We start from the raw sequence: 23,724 nt of genomic DNA on the forward strand, positions 1-23,724 counted from the left end.
GTGATTACTTATTGGAAAACAGCAATAAAAAAGGCATTTACCTTTCAGTAAATACCCTTTAATTATTGCTTATTGGTTTCTAGGCTAAACACTTAAAGTGTGTTTTTATGCACTTGACCATTTTTCATTATTAACTTGAACTTAGTTTTATACTCGTTCAGTACCTCGATTTCTTTTAGTGGGTTACCGTCCACTAAAATTAGATCGGCATAAGCGCCTTTTTTAATAACACCTAAATCACCGTATTTATATGGGTTCATACCGCCGGACCAACTTAGTACTTCAGCGGCATTTGATGTGCCCATTTTCATAATTTGATATGGTGTTGCACCCACTTTTTGCATCCAAATCATGTTGTCAGCTTGTTTGCCATTATAGGCAGGACCAAACATGTCACCCCCAGTGACAATTAATAAATCATGCTTTAGTGCCCATTTGAACATTTGCGTAGCGCCAGCATTGACTCTTTTGGCTTTGGCTTTCTGATCAGGATTAAAGAAGGTAATTGAGTCAGGGTCAGCAAAAGCTTGTAAAGACATTACTGCTTGTGCCGAAAGTGCTACCCCTTCTTTTTTCATACGTTTGATGGTTTTCTCTGAGACTAAAAAGTTATGCTCGATAGTACGAACACCAGCATCAATTGCGCGGTTAACACTGCGATCATGATAAGCATGCACGGTTACATATGAACCATAATCTTTAGCAACTTCTACTGCTGCTTCAAATTCTTCTACAGAAAATTGTGTGGCATGTACTGGATCAAACTCACTGGCAACACCGCCACCAGCCATTAGTTTAATCTGTGTCGCACCAGCACGAAAGTTTTGACGAGCTGCGCGGCGTACTTCTGTTTTACCATCAACAATATAACCAAAACCATGACGTTCTAAATCATCTACACGACCGGGAACATCATTAAAGCTCCCCGTATCTGCATGGCCACCCGTTTGGCTTAAAAAACCGCCTGAAGGGAATATACGCGGCCCAGGAACGAAGCCATTATTAACGGCTTTTGCAACACCTAAAATATTACAGCCAGTATCGCGTGCCGTAGTAAAACCTTGGTCTAAGTATTGTGCCATTGAAACAGCAGTACGAGCACCCATGGCCATTTGGTCGTAACCATCACGACCTACCAACATGCCCTCTTGAATACATAAATGTGAATGCATATCAATTAGCCCTGGGATCATGGTTTTCCCTTGACCATCAATAACTTCAACATCAGCAGCAACTTTTAATCCAGTACCAATTGATTTGATAAGTTCACCTTCAACGAGTACATCTTGTGTTTTGCTGAGTTTTTTGGAAGTGCCATCCCATACTTTAACGTTTTTAATCAACGTTTGCTCTGCCGAAAATGCGGTGGAAGTAAGTGAAATGGCTAATGTGGTAGTAATGATGACTTTGCTTATTGCTTTACTAATAACTGTGCTTGTTAATTTCATTGTTCATCCCTTTCTTGATTGGCCATAGCAGTGATAGCTACGACTTTAATAACGCAAACATACAGATTAAATATTACTCATAACCTGATGAATTTTTCAATACAATTGTTCAATTATTTATCTTTCAACAAACAAAAATAATCTATTAGGCAAAGGGAGTTAGCTTGTTAATTTTATAGGTGTTTCTAGGGATTTAATGCATTGTAGGTAATGTTTAACCGACTTAACTAATCTGTACTGACTTTCGATTGATTTAAAATATATCAAGGTTACAATTGCTTAGTGTAATTACGTAGATTTAAGGATAATTCGATGATATTCAAGCATGTGTTTCCGTTAGGATTATATGTCTTAGCAAGCATGTTACTCACTGCTTGCTCAACATTACCAACAAATTTTGAACGACTAGATAGCCATGCTTTTTCTGATACTTCACAAACTGTTCTAGGAAAGTCTGCCAGTAAAATTATACCCGCCAACCCTGAGCACTCCTCCATGTATTTAATCGGTGAAGGCACCGATGCTTTTTTAACTCGAATGGCACTACTTTCAACTGCGGAGCGCTCAGTCGATGTGCAATACTTTATTTGGAAAGCCGATATTATTGGCAAATTATTGATGCACAAAATGTTAGAGATAGCTGATGACGGTGTGCGAGTTCGTTTGTTGCTCGATGATCTTTCTTTAGACAGTAAAACTAAATCAATTTTGTTTGCCATGGATCATCACGAACTTATTGACGTGCGTATTTATAATCCTTTCTCGTCAAGTGGTTATAAAGCACCTGCGGCTTTAACCGATACGGCACGCATCAATCGTCGTATGCACAATAAATCTTTTACTGTCGATAGCCAATACACCATTGTCGGTGGCCGAAATATTGAGGAAAACTACTTTTCAGCAAATGAAAGAAGTAATTACGCTGATTTAGATATCATCGCCGCCGGACCTGTAGTGAGAGAAGTTAATGAGCAATTCGACATTTATTTTAATAGCCCTCTGGCCATTCCAGGCTTCGTCTTTGACGAACATAAATATCACCAAAAGCGGTTAGTAGAGGTTAAACAAGAGCTTGCTGATTATGTCTTATCTGTGCGAGATTCCGATTACGCTAAAGATTTAAAAAACTCTGCACTGTATCAACGTATTCTTAACGGATTATCCAACGCTGATGATGAATTACGCTATCAAGGTAAAGCACATGTTATTTATGATGATCCTGAAAAAACCTTAGGTAAGTCAGAAATTGAAACCACCTATATGATTTCAATGCTCAGACCACATGCTGAAAAAATTGCCCATACTCTTGAATTAATTTCTCCCTATTTCATCCCTGGGGATGAAGGTACAAAGCATTTAACCGCGCTTGTTGATAAAGGTATAAAGGTTAGAGTTATTACCAATTCCCTTGCTTCTACCGATGGCATTTTAGCGCAATCAGGTTATGCTCGGCACAGATACAACCTGCTTAAAGGCGGTGTTGAATTATACGAATTGAAACCTAAGGCTAAATCCAAAGCCAGTCGCTCATTAACACGTAGCGCTGAAGCAAAAAGTGCCTTACACGCTAAAACCTACATTTTTGATCGTAAGGAAGTATATATAGGATCATTTAACTTTGACCCTCGCTCTGCAAACATCAATACAGAGTTAGGAGTGGTTTGTGAAACGCCTAAAATGGCACAGCATATTGCCTATGAGTTATTTGATAAAAATATGAACGAAGTGCTTTATCAAGTGACTTTACGTGACGATAAGGTCGTTTGGTTAGATAAAAGTAACAACCAAGAAATAGTTCACCATGAGCAGCCTGAAACGAGCTTTTGGCGACGATTTAATTTAAGCCTTTATTCGCTACTACCTATTGAATCACAATTATAAATGAGCACTGTATTTTGTTAATCCAACAAACCCTACTATTTTCGATTGTTTTTATCTTAGTTTCCTTGCTAACCGCCTGCTCTACTGGTGTTAGCTTTAATCCTGCAAGTTTCTTTAAAGATAAGCCATTAACAAAGGTGTGCCATCAATATCGTACACTTTCCCCTGAGGAAGCCGATGCAAAGATGGATCAAGAAATTTATCAACTACAAGGTAATATAGAACGTAGTTTAGTCTTTCGTGAAAAAGTAGCCTCACATCTTCAGCAACTCAATGAATACACCCAACAAGACAAACCATTTTCACCCGCATTAATAGATACATTAAGCCTGACAATTCAAAAAGAAATTGACTTAATGCGCCCGATTCTAGCAACCGCCGCAGAGCATGGCTGCTGGTTAAAGTATAAAGAGTTTAATTTTGATAACAGCATAGTGCTTAAAGGACATATGATCATGCTAGCAACACTGGTTTCACTTTATGATGAATACGGTACTGTATTTGCGGTGATCAGTGAAAATGATCGTTTAAGACGATTTATCAATAAAGCTGATACTGGCTATGAAAGAGATGAGTATTTATTAGAGAGCCTTACCCATTTATATATCGACACCGACATGCTTTCCTATACCAGAGAGCTAGTCGAGAAATATAATGAGCGTAAAGGGTTGGTTCATGATTTAGCGAAAACAGATGAAAACTTAACGTACTTAGTACAGGTCGTTGAGCGCTCTAAAAGTTACCCGGTATTACTGAAAATGGATTTCATCGATGCGGCAAATTATCGCCGCAAAATTCGTCGTCGAGTCACCAGTGATACCTTAAATGAGATCTCTCGAGCAACAATGAATGGCTTAAGCGAAGGGTTTAGTAATGCCGTAGGGGATTATGAAGAGCGAAAAGGTTTATTATATCAAGACTCAGCGGTGGCGAGTCATATAGCAAGCAAGCTAAAAATTGGTGATATTCTTGTTGAAAAAACGCCTTTTAGATTAACTGATAGCATGATCCCAGGTCACTGGGGGCACGCCGCTATTTGGGTAGGTACAGAGCAAGAACTTACTGCGCTGGATTTATGGCAGCACCCACTCGTTAGAAAATATCATCAACAAATTCTACAGGGTGAATCCATTGCTGAATCCCTACGCACAGGTACTACCTTAAGTACTTTAGAACATTTTCTCAACGTCGATGATTTCGCCATCATCCGCAGTAAAACAGCACTCAGCAAAAAGCAATTACAACAAACCGTTTTACGGGCGCTTCGCCAACTGGGCAAAGCCTATGATTTTAATTTCGATGTTGAAACCACAGATAAAATAGTGTGTTCACAGCTGGTCTATTTATCCTATAGTCATATTGATTGGCCAACTGAATCAACCTTAGGGCGTTATACGATTAGCCCTGATAATATCGCTATTGAAACATTAGCGAATGGCCCACTACAGTTAGCATTGTTTTATCACGATGGTAAATTAATTGAAGACTCCCCCCTTAAATTAATGCAATTATTGATGGAAGAAGACTAGGGTCTGTTGACCACAAGAAATTTAAAAGGATTATGATGAATAGACTAAGGTTACTCGGTTTAATATCTCTCTCAATATCAGTATTGCTCTCATTTTCTGTGCCTGCATTGGCACAGAAAATTAGTGAGCGTGGCCCTGATACTTACCATAAGAATCCCCAATTTGATGATTGGAATTACCTTGTCGCTTTTCCCATGGTGTGGGCACCATCAATTAACGGTGAAATAACTACTGATGGTGAACGCTTAGAGTTAGAAATTCCTTTTAGTGATATTTTCGACAGTTTGAATTTTGGTTTAATTGGTGAGCTTTATGCTCAAAAAGGAAAGTGGCTTTACAGTCTTCGTTTTGACTATATGCGTGTCAGTAGTAAAACCGACACAGAAGGTTTAACAGGTCCTCTCACAGGAACTGTTATTGCCCCAGCTCATCGTATCAGAACCAAGTTACAAATGGCCGCAAATGATTTACTTGTCGGTTATGAAGTATACCCAGGTTTACGTTTATTAACGGGGGTAAGGCACATATACGCTAACGCCGATCTTGAAGTATCTCCTTTGAGTGATGAGGGCATTATTAAAATAGAGGATAGTTTTAACCTAACAACCACCAGTGATTTTGACTGGCTCGTTGGCGCAACTTATCGTTATTGGTTCACGGATGATTGGGGCGTAGCGGCGGCATTCGACACCAAAATCGTGGGTGATAACGACAGAGACATCGGCTTTAACGCCCAAGCTATTTACCGTTTTGGCGGGTTACATAATGTCTGGATTGGTTATCGTTATTTACAGATAGGAAATGATAGTATTGAGAATAATATTAAAACAAAAGTAGATTTTATCCAGCATGGGCCACAAATAGGCTGGGCATTTACTTTCTAAGCAAACACTACAAATGTTTATAATCACTTACCTAAGAGAGGTATTTATGTTTACTAAAGTTTCAATCTTTATCACAGCTTGTCTATTATCGGTATTGGTAATGGCTCATGATAGCCATGAAATTAAACAAGTTATAACTTACTGTTCAGATCCTAGACCTCAAATCTGCACCATGGATTACACACCTGTTTGCGGCTTAGTCGATAAAAAGGAAGTGAAAACTTATGGCAATGCCTGCGGTGCTTGTGGTGATGTTAAAGTGACGGCTCATGTGCCTAAAGAATGTCAAACTGACTCATATAAACAGTTCAACTTATCTAAACCACAAGGTAAAAACAATAATTAAAGATCATTGAAAATACAGATAATTACTATTACATTAAATCGCTAGAAATAGGTTAATACAATTAGAAACAAGGACTGATCATGCAATTGAATTATAAAAAAACTTTACTCGCGCTAACATTCTCATTAGCAGCAAGCTCAGCAATGGCTAGTGACAACTCTAAAACTTGGCCAGCTTCAAATAAAGCAAAAAACTTCATAAAAGAGAATATAGTTCTAGATTTTTTTGCATCACCTTATGGTGTTGGTTGGACTAAACCTGAACAATTACACGAATACTTAGACAAAGCTCACGCTGCTGGTATTACTGGCACATCTGCAACATTATCCCCCACCTATTACACTTTCGATCAATTTCAAAAAGAGCATTCCGTTTGGCGTACAACCATGTTGCAACGAGAGAACCGCTACATCTTTGTTAAGAGTGTTGAAGATATAGAGCGAGCCCATAAAGAAGGTAAATATGCTGTTGTTTGGAATAGTCAAACCCCAACAATTATTGATGGTGACCTATCTAAATTAGCACTTCTTAGAGAAATGGGCTTAGCGAGTATGCAAATTACTTATAACGGTACTTACCGGTATGGAGATGGCGTCATTGAGGCTTATCATGGTCGTGATCGTGGCTTAACTAACGAAGGTAAAAAATTAGTCGATGCCATTATTGAACAAGGTATTATTGTTGATTTAAGTCATGTAGGTGAAAAAACGGCCCTAGATACCTTACATTACATGTTAAAAAATCATCCAGGGGTACCTGCAATTTTTAGTCACTCATTGCCCGCTGGTGCTTTTAAAAATGAGAAAAATGCCACTGAACGTGGTTGTTATAGAAATATTACCGATGAAATGGCTATGTTATCAGCCAAAACAGGTGGCTATGTTTCTCCTACCTTTACTGAATGGATGTTTGACGGGATTTGGCCTGAAGATATAACACCACAACAAGGGGCTGATGTTATTGATTATTATGTGAAACTTGTTGGTATTGATCATGTCGGCTTAGCCACAGATGATATGTTTTCTGAAGAGTTAATTGTTAAATTTTCTAAAGCAAATGCTGATTCCTATGAAGACGATGGCTATATGGTAAAAGCGATGGATAAAGGTGCTACCGGTGCAGGTGAGCTTTCTAAATATATTGCAGCTGTCACTGACGAACTATGGAAACGCGGCTATTCTGATGATGATTTACGAAAAATATACGGTAAAAATGTCATGAGAACATGGAAAACAGCTTGGAAGTAATATTTAATTCTTGCCATAAAAAAGCCAGCTATCGCTGGCTTTAAAATAAATAACTCGTGTATTAATCTTTACTCGGCAGTTTCTACTTCTTGTTCAGTAGGTGCTGCTGATTTATTTAAAAACATGGCACGTAATTTACCATCTACATCTTCAGCCATTTCGGTATGCTCTTCTAAATATTTAACCGCATTCGCTTTACCTTGACCGATACGCTCACCATTACAACTATACCAAGCACCCGCTTTTTCAACAAAGCCATTCTTAACGCCTAGGTCAATTAATTCGCCTAAGTTATTAATACCTTGGCCATATAGAATTTGAAATTCAGTTTGTTTAAATGGTGGCGCAATTTTGTTTTTAACCACTTTAACTCGGGTTTCATTACCAACAATTTCATCACCATTTTTCACAGCACCAATACGGCGGATATCTAAACGTACCGAAGCATAGAATTTTAAAGCATTACCACCGGTTGTTGTTTCTGGGTTACCAAACATAACACCAATTTTCATACGGATTTGGTTAATGAAAATCAGCATAGTATTTGATTTTTTCAAGTTACCCGTTAATTTACGCATCGCTTGTGACAACATACGAGCTTGAAGGCCCATGTGAGAGTCCCCCATATCACCTTCAATTTCTGCTTTCGGCGTTAAAGCAGCAACAGAGTCAACCACAATGACATCAATGGCGCCTGAGCGAGTTAGCATATCAACGATTTCTAATGCTTGCTCACCGGTATCTGGTTGAGAAACCAATAATTCATTAATGTTAACCCCTAGCTTTTCAGCATAAATTGGGTCAAGCGCATGCTCGGCATCAACGAAGGCACAAACTTTACCTTCTTTTTGTGCTTGGGCGATAACTTCTAACGTTAGTGTTGTTTTACCACTTGATTCAGGGCCATAAATTTCAACTACACGTCCTAATGGTAAGCCACCCGCACCTAGGGCAATATCAAGACCTAAAGAGCCAGTAGAAATAGTTTCTACGTCCATAGTGTTGTTGTCGCCTAATTTCATAATTGAACCTTTACCGAATTGGCGTTCAATTTGTCCTAGGGCGGCTGCTAGTGCTTTTTCTTTATCGTCTTTCATAGTTTGCTCCACGGAACTTAATGGGTTATTTCGTTTTGATGAAGCAAGTATACTGTATAGTCGTACAGTATCAAGTTTTTTTATAACTTTTTTTATTTCAGATTAAAAACCTAACAAAGCACACTTTTAACAGACTGTTTTAAATGGATTATTTGACTCTTTATAACTTTTACATATTTTTAGTAAAAAAGTTATTAAACAGTGTTTTTCAAATACACTCAGTAATAATTACAATGTTTATTGATTTTAATACAGTACTTTCTCTCGCCTATAAAACACATAAATCAATTTTCTGTTTAATCATCTAAAACTCGCTAAAAACAACTTTGTTAAAATGTGTTTTCTTTATGTGCTTTGTGTAATCGACTTACTAATAGCATTTCATTTTAATATCATACTTTTCGTATTAATTGTTTTAGTAATAGCCTGTCTTTGTACTCCTATGCCAATGCAAGATATCAACATTGAATATCATTAATACATCAATAATCGCCAGTTTTAGCGCGTATCAGAGCAATATTTTTTTGATTCGCTTCACATGCTAACTGCTGATTACACTTATGTTTTAAAGGAAAAAGTAATGAATTTTAAAGATCACTTATCTAAATTATTTAATATGCCATTGGTTTTCACTTCAATGACACTGTTGGCACTAACAGGCTGTGATTCAAGTGATGATGATGATGGTAGTACTGGCTACTTTCAACTATACAATATCTCTTCTACAGCACCAGCTATCTACTTAACAGTAGATCAAGAAGATGATGATGACTATGACGAAAACACACATACAGGCGTTTCTTATACAGGTATTAGCAGCCGATTAACTTATGATAAAGATACTTACGATATCGAGCTGGCTTGGAAAGACGAAGATTATGACTTAGAAGTTATTTACGAAAGCCAGTTACAGATCACTAAAAACTCTATCAAGTTTATTGTCGTTTCTGAAGAAATCACAGCACCAAATATTCATATATTTGATATTGATGTGAGAGATGACGATGAAATTGAAGATGATAATGATGATGACTTATTTAATATACGCTTCTTAAATATGCACCCAGATTCTGCCGGTGTTGACATCTATATGTCTGAAGAAGATGAGAGCTTTAATGAAGCACAGTTAATGGGTCAACCAAGTTACGGAGCGCTAACTGAAAGCCAAAAAATGGATGAAGACAGCTACATCTTTTATATAACAGAAGCAGGTAGTGACGAGGTTGTTTTTACTTCAACAGATATCTCATTTCCTTATTCTTCAGAATATATAATTTCTGTTCGTGAGAATAAAGGCGCAGGCTCTTCTCCGTATGTGATGGATTTAATCACCACCTCGTCAGTGAGTGAATATGCAGATGTAGATTCTGAAGCAGCTTTTAGAGTTTATAACGGTATTATTGAACATGAATTACTACCCGGCTATGAAGGTGTTATTGATTTACATGTTGATGGCGTAGATGATACTGCTGAAATTGCTGACCTTGGTTTTAGTGAATTCAGTGACAAAATTCAAACTGATTTTGGTGATTACAGTATCAACTTAGTGTCTTCAGCTGATGGTAGTGCCGTAATAGAAAACCACCTACTGACACTTAATGAGAATAGCGACAAAACTATTTTCTTTTACCTAACTGAAGATGATGTCGATCATGATGGTGATGGTGATGTTGATGAAGACGGTGATGGTCAAGTTGATGAAGTGGAAATATTTGTTAATTCACTTGTGGTCAATAACAGCCAAAGTGAAAGCATCTACACTCATATTTATAATGTCATAAACTTAATTGATAACGATGATTTTAGCTCTGTAGACGTATATTTTGTGCGTAGTAATGAAATCATTTCTACTGCTGAATATGCTGTGTCAGCATCTTATATAGTGCCAAACTCAATCAGTTTAACAAACAATACTTACAGTGTATTTGTTGTTGCAACAGTTGATAGCTCTTCGCTAATTATCAGTACAACAGAGTTAGTGCTAGATGAAGACAGCAACGATCAATTTATGATCATTGAAACTGATGAAAATGAAGCCACTGGTTTTAAAGCAACATTTACCGACCAAATGGTAGATTAAACACATTACGTCATAAGGAGTGACGATGTGTTAATTATTCAGGGTATATAATACTATGACATTATCAATATTATATACCTTGAAATAAAGACGACGAATGCGAATTAAAATAGCTTACAAATTACTCCTTGCTAACCTCAGTATTATTTTACTGTTAGTGTTAGCAATGCAAGTAATGAGTTACTTTTCAAACAAGGAAGTTCTCATTGATTTTATTAGTGATATCGAAGGGCAAGTGCTCGACGATATCATTGATAAAGTTGCTTCAGAATATGCAATTAAACATTCTTGGGATGACTTCATTGCCGATCCAAAACTGTGGCGTAGAATGATTGTTAGGCAGATCAAAGATAGCAGCCCTATTTCAAAAATGGGCCATAGATTACCCGGTTTTGGCGATAGGCCTCCTCGACATGGAAAGCCTCCTTTTCGAGATGAGAATAAACGCCGCGGTCCCCCAAAACATTTTGATAAAAATATATCCGAAATGATCGCTTTAGACTTTTTAAGTCGCTTGAGTCTGCTAGATGCCGATCATCAAGAAGTTATCGCCGCTAGAACAACCGATGAAGTATTATCCATTAAAGAAATAGTCCTCAATAACGAAACTATTGGCTGGCTAAAACTCAATAAAAAGCACATCGGAGATGATCCCTTCGCTGACTTTTATTTAAAAAAACGACTAAAAGTAATTTACCTCGTCGGTGTCATCGGGGTCATTATTGCTACCTTTATCAGTTATTTTTTATCGAGACATATTACCGCGCCAATCACTTTACTAACAGATACAGCTAAGAATATTGCTAAACGTGATTTTACTACGCGAATAAAAGTCAAAACCAATGATGAATTTAGAGATTTAGCGAGTAGTGTTAATAATATCTCCAAAGAATTAGCAAAGTATGACGATCAACAAAAACAATGGTTAATGGATATATCCCATGAGCTTAGAACACCATTAACCATTTTAGATGGCGAGATTGAAGCCTTACTAGATGGTATAACACCATTAGATGAGCAGGCTGTCACCTCATTACAAGAAGAAGTCACATTGATCATGCGCTTAGTAAATGATCTACATGATTTAACGGTTATAGATAAAACCTCATTTGAATGTCAGCAAGAGAATATAAATTTCACTCAGCTACTAAATTTACAGTTAAATAAGTTTTCAAATAAATTTCACGATAGCAACATTGTGCTTAATAACCAGCTACTCGCTGCAGATATTTTTGTGCTAGGTGACCAAGCAAGGTTGTGCCAAGTGGTTAAAAATATCTTTGAAAATGGACTACGCTATATAGATTCACCAGGGTCTTTAACCGTGACAACCAGTATTACTAAACAAAAAGTACAATTAACATTTCAGGACTCTGGTCCAGGCGTCTCTCAAGAGGCATTACCTCAATTATTCAATCGCTTATATCGCACCGATGAATCAAGAAATAGAAAAACGGGTGGTGCAGGTTTGGGACTCGCTATTTGTAAAAATATTATCGAAGCACATCGCGGTGATATATCCGCAGAGAAAAATATCGAAGGTGGACTTTCTATACACATCCATCTGCCAATTAATGATGAAATATAGAAAATAAAGCCATGACTAAAAACCATATCTTAATCGTAGAAGACGAAATAAAAATAGCCACCTTGATTGGAAAATATTTAGCACTAGAGGGCTATGACTCTACTCATGTCATTGATGGCAAAGATGCGCTTAGCACCTACCAAAGTTGCCAAGCGGATCTCGTTGTCTTAGATGTAATGCTGCCAAGTATAAATGGCGTAGATATTTGTCGTGCAATACGAGAAATAAGTAATGTACCTATTATTATGCTGACAGCACGCGTCGAAGAAATTGATAAGTTAATCGGCTTTGATGTAGGTGCCGATGATTATGTATGCAAACCTTTTAAACCAAAAGAATTAATGGCAAGAATCAAAGCTATTTTGCACCGCTGTAATCTCAATGCAAATACTCAAACATCAACGCTAAGCTCAGGCGGCATAAAAATAGACATCACAACCCATAAAGTTTTTGTTAAAGACAATGAAGTCACATTAACATTCAATGAATTTAATTTATTAAAAATCTTTCTAGAGTTTCCTGACAAGGTTTATTCGCGTCAAGAGCTATTAAAAATTACCCAAGGCAAATACTTTGAGAGTTATGAACGTACTATTGACTCACACATTAAAAACTTACGTAAAAAGCTAACTAAAGCCGACCCGGATACACAGCACATAAAATCTATATACGGTGTTGGATATCAATACATCAGTGATGAAAGCTAATTACCTAAACGAATACCAATTTATCCAGATTTACACGGCAACACATTGCCGTTGATTACCTATTTTCAATTAACAAAACCAGTTTGAGTGAATTTACTAGTCGTTCATTTACTCAAACTGCTTTTGGTATGCCCAAAATTCAGCTAAATATCGATAAAACGACAACAGTTTGTTAGGTAAAACAGTAACAAGCTTCACAATATGTATAAATTATGGGGACAAAGTGTAACAAGTATGTTTTTTATATTTATAACAGTTACTTAGCTAACTTTCGGGCACGTTATTGCATAAAAGAATGATTCAGTAATGCTGATATGGTTACTGAATACACACGAGTAAAACTAGTTTACTCGGTACATTAATACTCAATAAATTTGGAGTAAATACAATGATTAGTAACGTTAGTAGTGGCGGGTATTCCCCCATGATGCAAGGCATGCAAGGAAAGATGCCACCCAGTGCTGAAGAAATGGCAGAAAAACTCATGTCAGCCGCTGATACAGATAGCGACGGCGCCATCAGCAAAGCTGAATTTAGTGCTATGTTCGAAAGTTCAGAAAGCGCAGATACGAGTAAAGTTAGTAGTGTGTTTGCAGATATGGACGCTGATGGTGATGAGTCTATATCATCATCAGAAGCCAGTGATGCTGTTAGTAATTTATTACAACAACTACAAGAGCAGCGTATGGCTGGCAATATGCCACCGCCTCCACCGCCTCCTAATATTCCTAGTGCGGAAGATTTGCTCACCTCAGCCGATACTGATGAAAGTGGTAGCTTAAGCTTGGATGAATTTACCAGCGCTTTAAAGTTATCGGAAGATGAAGACGAGTCTATCTTGTCGCAATTATTTGATAAAACCGATGTTGATGGCGATGGTATTGTTACGCAAGAAGAGCTTTCCACTGCAATGGAAAAAGAGCGACAAAGTAACGCAAGCGCCAGAGGTGAAACTGGGCAGACAGCAGCTAATAAAGCTTCATTTGTGATGGATTCTTTATTACAGCAATATCAACAAAACTCAATGAGCATAACCAGTGATAGCGCATTAAACATTGTAGCTTAACTGATAAGAGCAAAAACTAAGTAAGCGCTTATCCGTTTAGTAAGTGCTTACTTCTTCATTAGTTCTATATTCGCTGTATTTTAACTTAATAATCAAAAAACAATAATATTGTTAATCACTTCTGTCTCAATACCTAGCTCTTGGTTAATTTTTAATTGCCATTTTTTTGCTATAACTTCAAGCGTGCCATTTTCATTTATCAGTTTATATGCATTTTGCCATTGTCTAAGTACTTCTTCAGAAGTGCCAAGTTTAGACATAGCGATATATACATTAGATTGGTTTAGTTCGAAAACTTTTTTAAATTTATTGGTATCAATATTTAATGACTTACATAAATAGACTAACCCTTGATTTTCATAGGCTATTGCTGGAATTTGACCAAAAAGTAAACGTTCAACATTTTGTTTATGCTGAGTGACGGAGTCTAAATTATTAAAACCTCTATTTTTTAACCACTCCTCTCGAACGTCTCCTCTAACCACCCCGATACGTGTTAATAGTTTTAATTCAGCCAAGTTGTTAAAGGTTAACAGTGAATCATGAGAAGTAAAAATACTCCACTTCTTCTTCATTACTAAGCCTAACCAATGAAATTTATCTTCTCTAAACTCCGTTCGTGAAAAGCTAAAAAAGACGATGTTGGGTTTAAGTTCCGCTATATTTAGGGCACGCACTTCTGGCACTATCTCAATAGTGATATTGCTATTTAATTCTTTTTTAATCGCTTCGATAATATCAACAACATAGCCTTCAGTATGGCCATCAGAATTTATATAACTCGCAGGAGGTTCATTTACAGCTAATATCCGCACTTCTTGTGCGCCAAGAGAAAAGCAAACTACCAATAATAAGGAAAAGTATTTAATCATTAATTGTATATTTAAAGAAACAACTGAATTTTATATATTTAATCAGTTTAGCAGATGAATACTAAAGGTAAGTATCTATATTGAAAATATATGAATATAGACTATTGGATACGATTGCCATCTATTGGTTTAATTTGTGCCATTTCGGCCCGTAATATTTATCCATTATTTGATCAAAGCGGCCATTTTTCTGCAGCTTTTCTACAGCACGCTTAAGAGTAGGAATTTTAGCTACTTGCTTCGATTTCTTTGATAGCTGTAGCCATTGCTCTTTTTCTCCCAAAATGAATTTATTATTTATATTCACTTTCTCAAGTGCGTCATATTTATTTAGCTGATAACTTAACACTAGGGCACTTCCTGCGATGGCATCAAGACGACCACGCTTAATCATTTGCGCAGCTTGATCATAATTATTCAGCTCTACAATAGTCAGTGATTGATCATTATCAAACTGCTCACTTAAGTGAGTACCACGGGTTTTACCAATAGTATAATGTTTAAGATCTTCATAACGGTTGATTTCCACACCATTAACCGGAATAACGACAGTTTTTACTGTCCGAATTAATGCCGCATATTCAACCAAATTTGAACGAGAATTAGATTTAAAAACAATACCGCCATCATGCTGACCATGAGAGATACTATGCCAAATTCGTTGGTATGGTGTTAACTGTTTATTAATACAAAGGCCACTGACTTGCTCAATCGCAGTCAAATAATCCCAGTGAACACCAAGGGCTTTACCGGTTGAGTTTTTAAAACCAATAGGAGCATTATGGATCACATGAAAATCTAAACAATCACTGCTCTGCTCGGCCTGAGCAGCAACGGTAAGCATTATATTGGTAATTAAAAATAAAAAGAGTTTCAATACAAGTTCCTTAAAGACTACCTCTGCATTATAAAACTTAGTTTTAAAGATAGTCAAAACTTACAATGATTAAAATAAACGCCTTTGATATACCACTAAGCACATTATTTTGTGTTTAACCGATATTAAAAAAACCTCTATTTTAATTACTTGAGAGGACCAATAAATACAAATTGATATTTTTGTTCAATAGAGGCTTTAAGTCGGTAAGGTATAGTAACGTTTAGTTAGCCACTAAAGATTACTCTTTTTATCAAACTATCAAATTCGCATAAACTAATTCGCAAGAAGTATTTTGTTCTTTGGTTTGAACAACTAATTCTATAGCTAAGGTTATAACACTTGAACTCGGCTGAGCACATTTTTCTAACGGTTATTGTTTAAGCTCTGTTGCTATTAAATAATGGTATTTAGTATATTTAGATAAAGCTAACAAATAAATTTCTTTACTAAAAATTGGCTCTGAAGAAACACTAATGTATTCTGATAGACCTAATTGTTCAATAAGATATGTCGCATTTTTTTCTTCTGCAATAACAAAATCAACTCGCCCTTTCGACAGCTTTAACAAGTTTTGTGATGACTTTGTTACTTTTTCATTATCAATATGATTATTTAAAATTAAATCATCAAAATACTCATTATACGAATCTCCAATGACTACTCCCATAGTTAGCAGGAATAACGCTTCAGGTTTTTTCGTATTAATACCTTGAGGGAATGCTTCTTTATTACTGTAAATGCGATAATTAAACTTTGTTGTCATGGTAAAGTAATCTAAATACAGCTGCTCAAGAGGACTTTTACTTGAAGCAACAACACCTGAAACCTTATTGTTTATTAAAGCATAAGTCGCTCTTTTCTTTGGGTATTCTGATATTTCAAAGGTTAAATCTGGCCATTGAGAAAATAACTGTTCCAGTTGTACATAAAAAATACCTGCATTAAATTTATCTGAGTTATTTTTCATTAGGTAAGGAGGATTTTCCACCGCGACTAATTGTATAACCTCTTTTGCAGATAAGAAGTGAGTATTTAGAAAAGTAAAAATAATGAAACAACACATGGAATAATATTTCATTGATAAGCTTTCCCTGTGAATACAAAAATGCTCGCTACTTCAGGCGATAATTCATAACCTAAAGTCTGTAAGCGACTAACATTAATGGTGGGAACCCCCGCAGGAGGTGTAATAATAGGTAAATCGCCAGCAGATTTACCTTGCAAAATTTGATAGGCGTATTCAGCACTTTTCCAACCTTGTTGACTCCCTGCATCAGCAGCACTCACTAAAGATCCTTGCGCTACTGTATAATCCCAAAAGGTAGCAACAGGCAGCTTAGAGTGATTATTTATCCATTGTAATACTTCAGCACTGCCTATTTTTTCACCTTGCTCATTTTTGAGTTGATTGGCAGCAATGACCACTACACTATCAACATTTTTATTCCATTTTTTTATACTTTGTTGCCACTGCGAGAAGTCATTTGAAACTAGCGTGTCTTGTAGTGATAATGCAATATTCTTTTGCTGCCTAAACTGAGATAAGAGTTCCAATCCAGTTGTTGAAGAGTCAGTGATTAGTGCAAAAGTTTGACTTGTCGGAATAACTTTTTTTAATAAAGAAACAGTTTGTCCAATATAAGTCGTTTGATAAATACCTGTTAAATTGTGATTAGGACTTGCGATAGAGTCAATTTTATTATCAACCAGATAATAACTTAGCGGTTTATTGATGCCACAAAATACAACTGGGATAGTACTGATGTTTAAACCTACATAAATAAGCGCGTCATCATCAGTGGTGATCACAAGATCAGGCTGCTCTTGCTTAATCCTATTAGCAATATGTTGCGCTTTCTTTTTCAACGCTTCAACAGAATTATTTTTAAACGCATCTAGGGTTTCTTCTACTAATATATAATCATGATTACGCTGAAAATTATTTTTGTTAAACCCTTGTACTAATCCTTTAGTTATCGACTTTGTCCATGCAAAACTCTTATGATCGTAACTATGTACAATCAATATTTTTTTCGGCGTTTTAGCAAGAGCAGAACTTGCTAATAGCAACAGAACAATAACAACGTAGACCTTCATATTTTCCACCGATTAACTAAGTTATTTAAACAATATGTCATCCCTATCAGTTATTGATATAAATTACAGTCTCGCTCATAAAACCACGATATACCATTGATTAGGTTTACATTTCACTTTAAATCGAAATAATTCACCTTACCTTGTATTAGTATAGTAGGGTTTTTCTCCTCTGGTCAAAGTTACTAAATTTTTACTGATACAAAAGCTGAGAGTTTAAAAATTTTGATAACTAATAGAAACAAGTCAACTCTCTTTTAAAACTATTACTTATCAGGGAGATTATGACGATATAGTTTAATCAAACCTGAGTTTATGGCCTGCGTTTGACACTTTCGCTTTAAGGTAATCTTCATTACCTTCTTTGATATGGGTAGAAGTATTCACTTCTTTCTCAATGGTTAAGCCATAATCCGTTAACGCTTTTATCTTTTTAGGATTATTAGTCATTAACTTTAAGCGTGAGATATTCAACGCTTCAAGCATTTGCCCTGCTTCGGTAAAATCTCTTAAATCATCACCGAAACCCAAATGATTATTTGCTTGGTAGGTATTCATTCCTTCAGACTGAAGTTTGTAAGCATCAATTTTGTTATATAACCCAATACCGCGACCTTCTTGACGAAGATAAAGAATTACACCACCTTCAATGGCCATTTGATTAATGGCCTCATCTAATTGCTCACCACAATCACAGCGAGATGAGTGAAAGACATCTCCCGTTAAACATTCTGAATGAATTCTTACTAATGGTACTGGCACAGTTGTGTCTGCCTGCGCAAAAATTAAAGCTACATGCTCTTTATCAGAAACGAGACCTGTAAATGACACCATTTCTGCAGGAATGTGGCTATTTGAGCCAACTTTTAAAGAAATTCTTGTACGTACTTCAGCCATAACTATTTATTCTACTAACCTAAAATGAAATGTTGATACTAGAAGCAATCCTATGAGCTGCTTCTCTTCAAGTATAGCAATTATACCCTATTTCTTTTTACTGGTCTGATGATTATTTACTTATTTATGCATTCCACGAATAGGATAATTATTATCAGGGTTTCTAATCCAACCTAAGCCATTAACCAATGCTTGTAACTCAGGCCTCACAAATGGATTATTCGAAATATCAGTTACTTGTATTTTACCTTCATTATTAACAACAAAGATCCCAGGCTCGGCAAAAGGATGATCGGTTTCTTGCTCAGAGCGAGGATCTGAAATATATAAACCTAATGTTTTCATTTGCGCTAAATTTAATCCATACGCTAATGGAAAACTGACATCTAGCTGCTCACGATGACTTTCAAGCTGTGCCTTGCTATCACCTGAAACAGCAATTAGATCAACACCTATCGCTAAAAGATCATCTTTATATTGTTCAAGTTGATTTAAGTATTTGGTGCAAAGTGGACAATGACGGCCTCGATATATCACAACTAGCTGCCAATCAGCACCATTTTTAGGCTTGCCAAGTTCAATTTGCTCACCAGAGCTAAGTGTCGCTGTTAGCGCTGGAAACTGACTACCAGCGTGTAATTTATTTGTATAAGTTAACTCAGTACTCATTTATTCACCTAAAAATTTTCATTAATATGAGCTTCAAAACGTTTGAAGTCATTATCAATATCGGCATTTTTCATCACATCAAAACAAGCAACGGTTTTCATTGCTGCTAAACCAAAAAACTTAAAGTTCATGTGCATAGGAAACATCAAGTCATCAACACTTTTGCCTTCAAAAAATTCATTATCATCATTAAAAGCTTCTGCTGGCGCATTGAATGTTAATGACATCATGTACCGCTTACCTGCAAGTGTACCGCCTGTGCCGTAGTTCTTTTTCGGCTGCTCTTCATTGCGACCGTCACCAACACAAAGCGCTCCCCCCATGCCTGCAGTATAGACATCATCCATGTATTTTTTGAATGACCAAGGTACTCCCATCCAGTTACTGGGTGATTGTAAAAAGATAATATCCGCCCATTGGTGATGTGCTAACTGCTCTGCAACATCATATTCATCAGCCATAGTGACCACACGAGTGTTATAGCCCTTAGTTGTTAATATAGTTGATGCTTTATCAACTAATGCTGCATTTAACTTACCCTCTGAAAAAGGGTAGTACTGGTGAGCATTAATAATTAATACGTTTTTTGCCTTTGTAGTGTTCATAAAGTAACTCCAACAATGTCATCACATTGACGACTGAATAAATTTAATTAAAGAAAATATCTCTAATTCCTCAAACATGTGGTATATTTTAGTTACCTAATAAACAATATCAATTAGTATACTTTTAGTAACCTAGTTGTTTTTGGAGAGATTTTATGGAAAGTCCAATAAAAACAGACAGTAAAGGTAGAAAAAAAGTTTTGAATGCTTGTACTGAGCCTTGCGCCATTGAAAAAGGCATGCGTTTAATTGGCGGAAAGTGGAAAGGATCTATTATTTATCATCTAAAAGATGAGCCTGTTCGCTTTAATGATTTAACACGCATGTTAGGCGGCGCCAGTAAAAAAATGGTTGATCAACGTTTAAAAGAACTTGAGAGCGAAGGCATGGTATTAAGAAAAGTGATCAGTGATAGACCGGTCGCCGTCACTTATCAATTAACTGAATTTGGACAATCAGCCTTAACTATTTTAGAGCAGTTAAGAATTTGGTCTGAATCACACCAAATCAACTAAGCTATAGATACATCAGCTGTACAACTTGTCGCAAAGACAGCTAATAAAAATCAGTAACGATTTAAGGTTTAACATGAAAAAGCAGAAGATTTTATTATTATTCGCTCACCCATCACAACACAGATCAGAAGTGAACGCTGCTTTATTTAAAGCTGCCAAAGCTTTAGATTTTGTTACCACTGTAGACTTATATGAAGAATATCCACGCTTTAATATCAATATAGATAAAGAGCAGCAACGATTAGTAGACCATGATGTGGTAATTTTTCAGTTTCCTTTATATTGGTATTCTACTCCTGCGATACTAAAGGAGTGGCAAGACTTAGTGCTAGAGTATGGATTTGCTTACGGCACTGACGGTACCGCTTTAGCTGACAAAACCTTCCTTTGTGCAATTAGCGCCGGCGGCAAAGAAGTTGCCTATCATGCTGATGGTTATAATCACTTTACGGTGAGAGAGCTACTGCAACCATTAGAGCAAACCGCGACTTTAACAGGAATGAATTTTCTTCCTCCTTTTGCTTTATTTAGTAGCCGAAGTGCTACCACTGAAAATCGATTAAACAATCACCTTAATCAATGGCAGAACTTGTTACAGGCTTTGCACAACAATAAAATTCCTACCGATGAAGTGAAAGCACTCAATACCCTTAACTATGGTTTAAAAGAGCTGCTTAATACTCCCCATGCAACTAAGGAGCACAGCTAATGACTATATATTTTGTACAAGCGTTTATTTACCTAGTCGCTGCCGTTATTGCTGTACCTTTAGCTAAAAAATTAGGATTAGGCTCAGTACTAGGTTATTTAATTGCTGGCGTAGTGATTGGCCCCATTACTGGTTTGGTCGGTCAAGAAACCATAACTATACAACACTTTGCCGAATTTGGTGTGGTGATGATGCTCTTTCTAGTAGGCTTAGAGCTTGAGCCTAAAATGCTCTGGCAAATGCGCAACCGCCTACTTGGCTTAGGTGGACTTCAAGTCGTTATCACCACCAGTTTAATTGGCTTAATTGCCTTAGCGTTAAATCAGCCATGGACTGTTGCCTTGGCCATTGGCCTAATATTTTCACTATCCTCAACCGCTATCGTTTTACAAACCTTTAATGAAAAAGGGTTAAGTAAAACTGAAGGGGGTCAAAACGCTTTCTCGGTATTACTGATGCAAGATATTGCCGTTATTCCCATGCTGGCGTTTATTCCTATGTTGGCTTTACCTGAGCTTGTTGAAGCTGCACAACATGCAAAATCTGCCGCTGAGCATCATGAAGAATTAAGCTTGGTGGCTGACTTACCCACTTGGGCTTACGCCAGTGCAATTTTAGGCAGTATTTCTGGGGTTATTGTTTTGGGGCACTTTTTAAGTAGGCCATTATTTCAGTATGTTGCTAGCTCTGGCCTTAGAGAAATATTTGTTGCCACCGCCCTTTTACTGGTTATTGGTATTGCCGCCTTAATGAGTTTAGTGGGTTTATCACCGGCTTTGGGTACTTTCCTTGCCGGTGTTGTTTTGGCAAACAGTGAGTTTAGGCATGAGTTAGAGTCAAATATAGAGCCTTTTAAAGGTTTATTATTAGGGCTGTTTTTTATCACCGTTGGTGCGGGGATAAACTTTGCAGTACTCAACGAAAATCTCATTTTAATACTGGTACTTACGTTAGCGGTTATGTTTATCAAGGGACTAGTGCTTTGGGGTCTCGCCGTCATCTTTAAAATAAAAGACAGTAATCGCTGGTTATTTGCATTGAGCTTGGCGCAAGCCGGTGAATTTGGCTTTGTGTTACTAAGCTTTACCCTTCAAAACAATGTTTTACCTAGTGGCATAGCAAGTATATTACAGCTAGTTGTTGCTTTATCGATGTTTTTAACACCAGTATTATTTATCGTGTTTGAAAAAATTATCCTACCTAGATATCAAGCCAGCAGTAATGAAAAAGAGTTTGACGAAATTGATGAGCAAGGTAGTGTAATTATTGCGGGGATTGGCCGTTTTGGACAAATAGTAAACCGTTTATTAGTGTCTAATGGTGTCAATACTGTAGTGCTAGATCACGAAGCTTCACAAGTAGAAAACCTAAGAAAAATTAATGTAAAAAGCTACTTTGGTGATGCCACGCGTCCTGAGCTATTGCATACCGCAGGGATTGAATCGGCAAAATTACTGGTGATTGCTATTGATAACAAAGAAGAGGCCAAAGGGCTAACGCATTATGTGAAGCAGAATTACCCTCAGGTTAAAATTCTTGCTCGCGCGTTTGATAAAGGTCACAGTTATGAATTAAAGCTCGCTGGCGCCGATTATACCATTAACGAAACTTATCACTCTGCATTAGAGCTTGGGGGTAAAGCCTTAGTTGATTTAGGCTTCCATCCATTTACTACAGAGCATAAAAAGTCAGCCTTTGTGCAAACGGAGTTAGATGCTTCAGAAGATCTATTCAATCAATGGCAACATGGCTCTGAAGGTGAACGATTTGACCCCGATTACCGCAAGCTGTTTATACAAATAGAAGAGAATATGAGAAAAGCCATGGGCTTGGATCGTGTTGATAAACATAGCATTGATGAACGTGGTTGGACGCCGCCGCCAAAAGGCTATGAGAATAAATTTGATTAGTCGATAAATTAACTAAATGAATTACTTAGCCCATTTATATTTAGCCCAGCCCAATGCAGATTCCTACTATGGTAATCTGCTTGGGGATTTTGGTGGTAAAACTCACGCTGTTCATTTAGCCGAGCCTGTAAAGCAAGGCTTGGCAAATCATTATTTAGTGGATAAATATACCGATAATCACGAATTAGTTAAGCAAGCTAAACTATTATTTTCGGCCAATAAAAGACGCTTCTCTGGTATTGCTTTAGACGTATTGTTTGATCACTTTCTAATACGCCATTGGCAGCGTTTTCATGCGCTGCCCTTTACGCAATTTAAAGTTGAAAGCTATGGTTTACTAGCTGATAACTTACCTGCTATGCCCACAAGAATGCAGCAGGTGGTATCACGAATAACGCGGGACGACTGGTTTAAATCTTACGAAACGTGTGCAGGAGTTGGCTTTGCTCTTGATAATATTGCCAAGCGTATTCGCTTTACTAATCAGTTTACCAACAGTATTGAAGATATTAATCACCATTATCTAGAATTAGAGGCTGTGTTCTTAGACTTCTTTCCACAATTAATTACCCATGTCGCCAAGCATCGCCTTGAAAGCTAGCTTGCTGATATTAACTCGCTGACACTAGCTCGCTGACATTAACAAAGAATCCACTGCTTCGTGAAATGTAGGGTAATCAACATAACCTTTTTCTCC

Annotated in this window: 22 protein-coding genes; 13 read left to right on the top strand and 9 right to left on the bottom strand. The window is 36.9% G+C overall.

The features are described 5' to 3' along the window. Positions 1–92: 92 nt before the first annotated feature. Complete coding sequence (locus AC27IF_RS15185) at positions 93–1,448, bottom strand: metal-dependent hydrolase family protein (RefSeq protein WP_487055185.1); 1,356 nt, start codon at positions 1,446–1,448, stop codon at positions 93–95. 312 nt (positions 1,449–1,760) lie between these two features. On the opposite strand from AC27IF_RS15185, the gene AC27IF_RS15190 reads away from it, so the two are divergent. The 5 genes from AC27IF_RS15190 (at position 1,761) to AC27IF_RS15210 (ending at position 7,335) form a co-directional block, all read left to right on the top strand. Next, complete coding sequence (locus AC27IF_RS15190) at positions 1,761–3,329, top strand: phospholipase D family protein (protein WP_487055186.1); 1,569 nt, start codon at positions 1,761–1,763, stop codon at positions 3,327–3,329. A gap of 14 nt (positions 3,330–3,343) precedes the next feature. After that, a complete protein-coding gene (locus AC27IF_RS15195) occupies positions 3,344–4,858 on the top strand; it encodes a YiiX/YebB-like N1pC/P60 family cysteine hydrolase (protein ID WP_487055187.1) in 1,515 nt (504 codons plus the stop codon). 32 nt (positions 4,859–4,890) lie between these two features. Next, positions 4,891–5,742 carry a hypothetical protein gene (locus AC27IF_RS15200; RefSeq protein WP_487055188.1) on the top strand — a complete coding sequence of 284 codons (852 nt, stop codon included), beginning with the start codon at positions 4,891–4,893 and terminating at the stop codon, positions 5,740–5,742. 46 nt (positions 5,743–5,788) lie between these two features. Further along, positions 5,789–6,088: a Kazal-type serine protease inhibitor family protein gene (locus AC27IF_RS15205; RefSeq protein ID WP_487055189.1), complete on the top strand. Its 300-nt coding sequence runs from the start codon at positions 5,789–5,791 to the stop codon at positions 6,086–6,088. Between the two features lie 80 nt (positions 6,089–6,168). Then, a complete protein-coding gene (locus tag AC27IF_RS15210; protein ID WP_487055190.1) occupies positions 6,169–7,335 on the top strand; it encodes a dipeptidase in 1,167 nt (388 codons plus the stop codon). A 68-nt stretch (positions 7,336–7,403) separates the two neighbouring features. Here the strand turns inward: AC27IF_RS15210 and recA are convergent, their stop codons facing one another. After that, positions 7,404–8,432 carry a recombinase RecA gene (recA, locus tag AC27IF_RS15215; RefSeq protein ID WP_487055191.1) on the bottom strand — a complete coding sequence of 343 codons (1,029 nt, stop codon included), beginning with the start codon at positions 8,430–8,432 and terminating at the stop codon, positions 7,404–7,406. A gap of 580 nt (positions 8,433–9,012) precedes the next feature. On the opposite strand from recA, the gene AC27IF_RS15220 reads away from it, so the two are divergent. The 4 genes from AC27IF_RS15220 (at position 9,013) to AC27IF_RS15235 (ending at position 13,873) form a co-directional block, all read left to right on the top strand. Then, the gene (locus AC27IF_RS15220; RefSeq protein ID WP_487055192.1) at positions 9,013–10,512 is read left to right on the top strand and encodes a hypothetical protein; all 1,500 of its coding nucleotides are present in this window, start codon (positions 9,013–9,015) and stop codon (positions 10,510–10,512) included. Positions 10,513–10,609: 97 nt separating this feature from the next. Next, a complete protein-coding gene (locus AC27IF_RS15225; RefSeq protein WP_487055193.1) occupies positions 10,610–12,100 on the top strand; it encodes an ATP-binding protein in 1,491 nt (496 codons plus the stop codon). Between the two features lie 11 nt (positions 12,101–12,111). Further along, a complete protein-coding gene (locus AC27IF_RS15230) occupies positions 12,112–12,807 on the top strand; it encodes a response regulator (RefSeq protein ID WP_487055194.1) in 696 nt (231 codons plus the stop codon). A gap of 388 nt (positions 12,808–13,195) precedes the next feature. Next, positions 13,196–13,873 carry an EF-hand domain-containing protein gene (locus AC27IF_RS15235; RefSeq protein ID WP_487055195.1) on the top strand — a complete coding sequence of 226 codons (678 nt, stop codon included), beginning with the start codon at positions 13,196–13,198 and terminating at the stop codon, positions 13,871–13,873. 92 nt (positions 13,874–13,965) lie between these two features. Here the strand turns inward: AC27IF_RS15235 and AC27IF_RS15240 are convergent, their stop codons facing one another. The 7 genes from AC27IF_RS15240 to AC27IF_RS15270 all read right to left on the bottom strand — a co-directional run bounded on the left by AC27IF_RS15240 (position 13,966) and on the right by AC27IF_RS15270 (position 19,893). Beyond that, positions 13,966–14,745, bottom strand: coding sequence for a substrate-binding periplasmic protein (locus tag AC27IF_RS15240; RefSeq protein WP_487055196.1), 780 nt, complete (start codon positions 14,743–14,745; stop codon positions 13,966–13,968). 121 nt (positions 14,746–14,866) lie between these two features. Continuing rightward, the gene (locus AC27IF_RS15245; RefSeq protein WP_487055197.1) at positions 14,867–15,622 is read right to left on the bottom strand and encodes a substrate-binding periplasmic protein; all 756 of its coding nucleotides are present in this window, start codon (positions 15,620–15,622) and stop codon (positions 14,867–14,869) included. A gap of 373 nt (positions 15,623–15,995) precedes the next feature. Further along, on the bottom strand, positions 15,996–16,703 hold the full coding sequence (locus tag AC27IF_RS15250) for a substrate-binding periplasmic protein (protein ID WP_487055198.1): 708 nt from the start codon (positions 16,701–16,703) through the stop codon (positions 15,996–15,998). After that, on the bottom strand, positions 16,700–17,722 hold the full coding sequence (locus AC27IF_RS15255) for an ABC transporter substrate-binding protein (protein WP_487055199.1): 1,023 nt from the start codon (positions 17,720–17,722) through the stop codon (positions 16,700–16,702). The genes AC27IF_RS15250 and AC27IF_RS15255 overlap by 4 nt, the downstream gene beginning before the upstream one ends. 297 nt (positions 17,723–18,019) lie before the next feature. Beyond that, positions 18,020–18,619 carry a GTP cyclohydrolase II gene (gene ribA / locus AC27IF_RS15260; protein ID WP_487055200.1) on the bottom strand — a complete coding sequence of 200 codons (600 nt, stop codon included), beginning with the start codon at positions 18,617–18,619 and terminating at the stop codon, positions 18,020–18,022. A gap of 120 nt (positions 18,620–18,739) precedes the next feature. Next, positions 18,740–19,288 carry a redoxin domain-containing protein gene (locus tag AC27IF_RS15265; protein WP_487055201.1) on the bottom strand — a complete coding sequence of 183 codons (549 nt, stop codon included), beginning with the start codon at positions 19,286–19,288 and terminating at the stop codon, positions 18,740–18,742. A gap of 8 nt (positions 19,289–19,296) precedes the next feature. Beyond that, positions 19,297–19,893 carry an NAD(P)H-dependent oxidoreductase gene (locus AC27IF_RS15270; protein ID WP_487055202.1) on the bottom strand — a complete coding sequence of 199 codons (597 nt, stop codon included), beginning with the start codon at positions 19,891–19,893 and terminating at the stop codon, positions 19,297–19,299. 155 nt (positions 19,894–20,048) lie between these two features. Between AC27IF_RS15270 and AC27IF_RS15275 the strand changes: the two genes are divergently transcribed. The 4 genes from AC27IF_RS15275 to AC27IF_RS15290 all read left to right on the top strand — a co-directional run bounded on the left by AC27IF_RS15275 (position 20,049) and on the right by AC27IF_RS15290 (position 23,628). Beyond that, positions 20,049–20,408 (top strand): winged helix-turn-helix transcriptional regulator, encoded by a 360-nt coding sequence (locus AC27IF_RS15275; protein WP_487055203.1) that lies wholly within the window; start codon positions 20,049–20,051, stop codon positions 20,406–20,408. Positions 20,409–20,481: 73 nt separating this feature from the next. Continuing rightward, complete coding sequence (locus AC27IF_RS15280; RefSeq protein WP_487055204.1) at positions 20,482–21,117, top strand: NAD(P)H-dependent oxidoreductase; 636 nt, start codon at positions 20,482–20,484, stop codon at positions 21,115–21,117. Then, positions 21,117–23,027 (top strand): monovalent cation:proton antiporter-2 (CPA2) family protein, encoded by a 1,911-nt coding sequence (locus AC27IF_RS15285; RefSeq protein WP_487055205.1) that lies wholly within the window; start codon positions 21,117–21,119, stop codon positions 23,025–23,027. The genes AC27IF_RS15280 and AC27IF_RS15285 overlap by 1 nt, the downstream gene beginning before the upstream one ends. A gap of 16 nt (positions 23,028–23,043) precedes the next feature. Next, positions 23,044–23,628, top strand: a complete 585-nt coding sequence (locus AC27IF_RS15290) for an acyl carrier protein phosphodiesterase (RefSeq protein ID WP_487055206.1) — start codon at positions 23,044–23,046, stop codon at positions 23,626–23,628. Positions 23,629–23,724 lie beyond the last annotated feature (96 nt).

It is taken from the genome of Colwellia sp. KS18-150 (assembly GCF_057551365.1).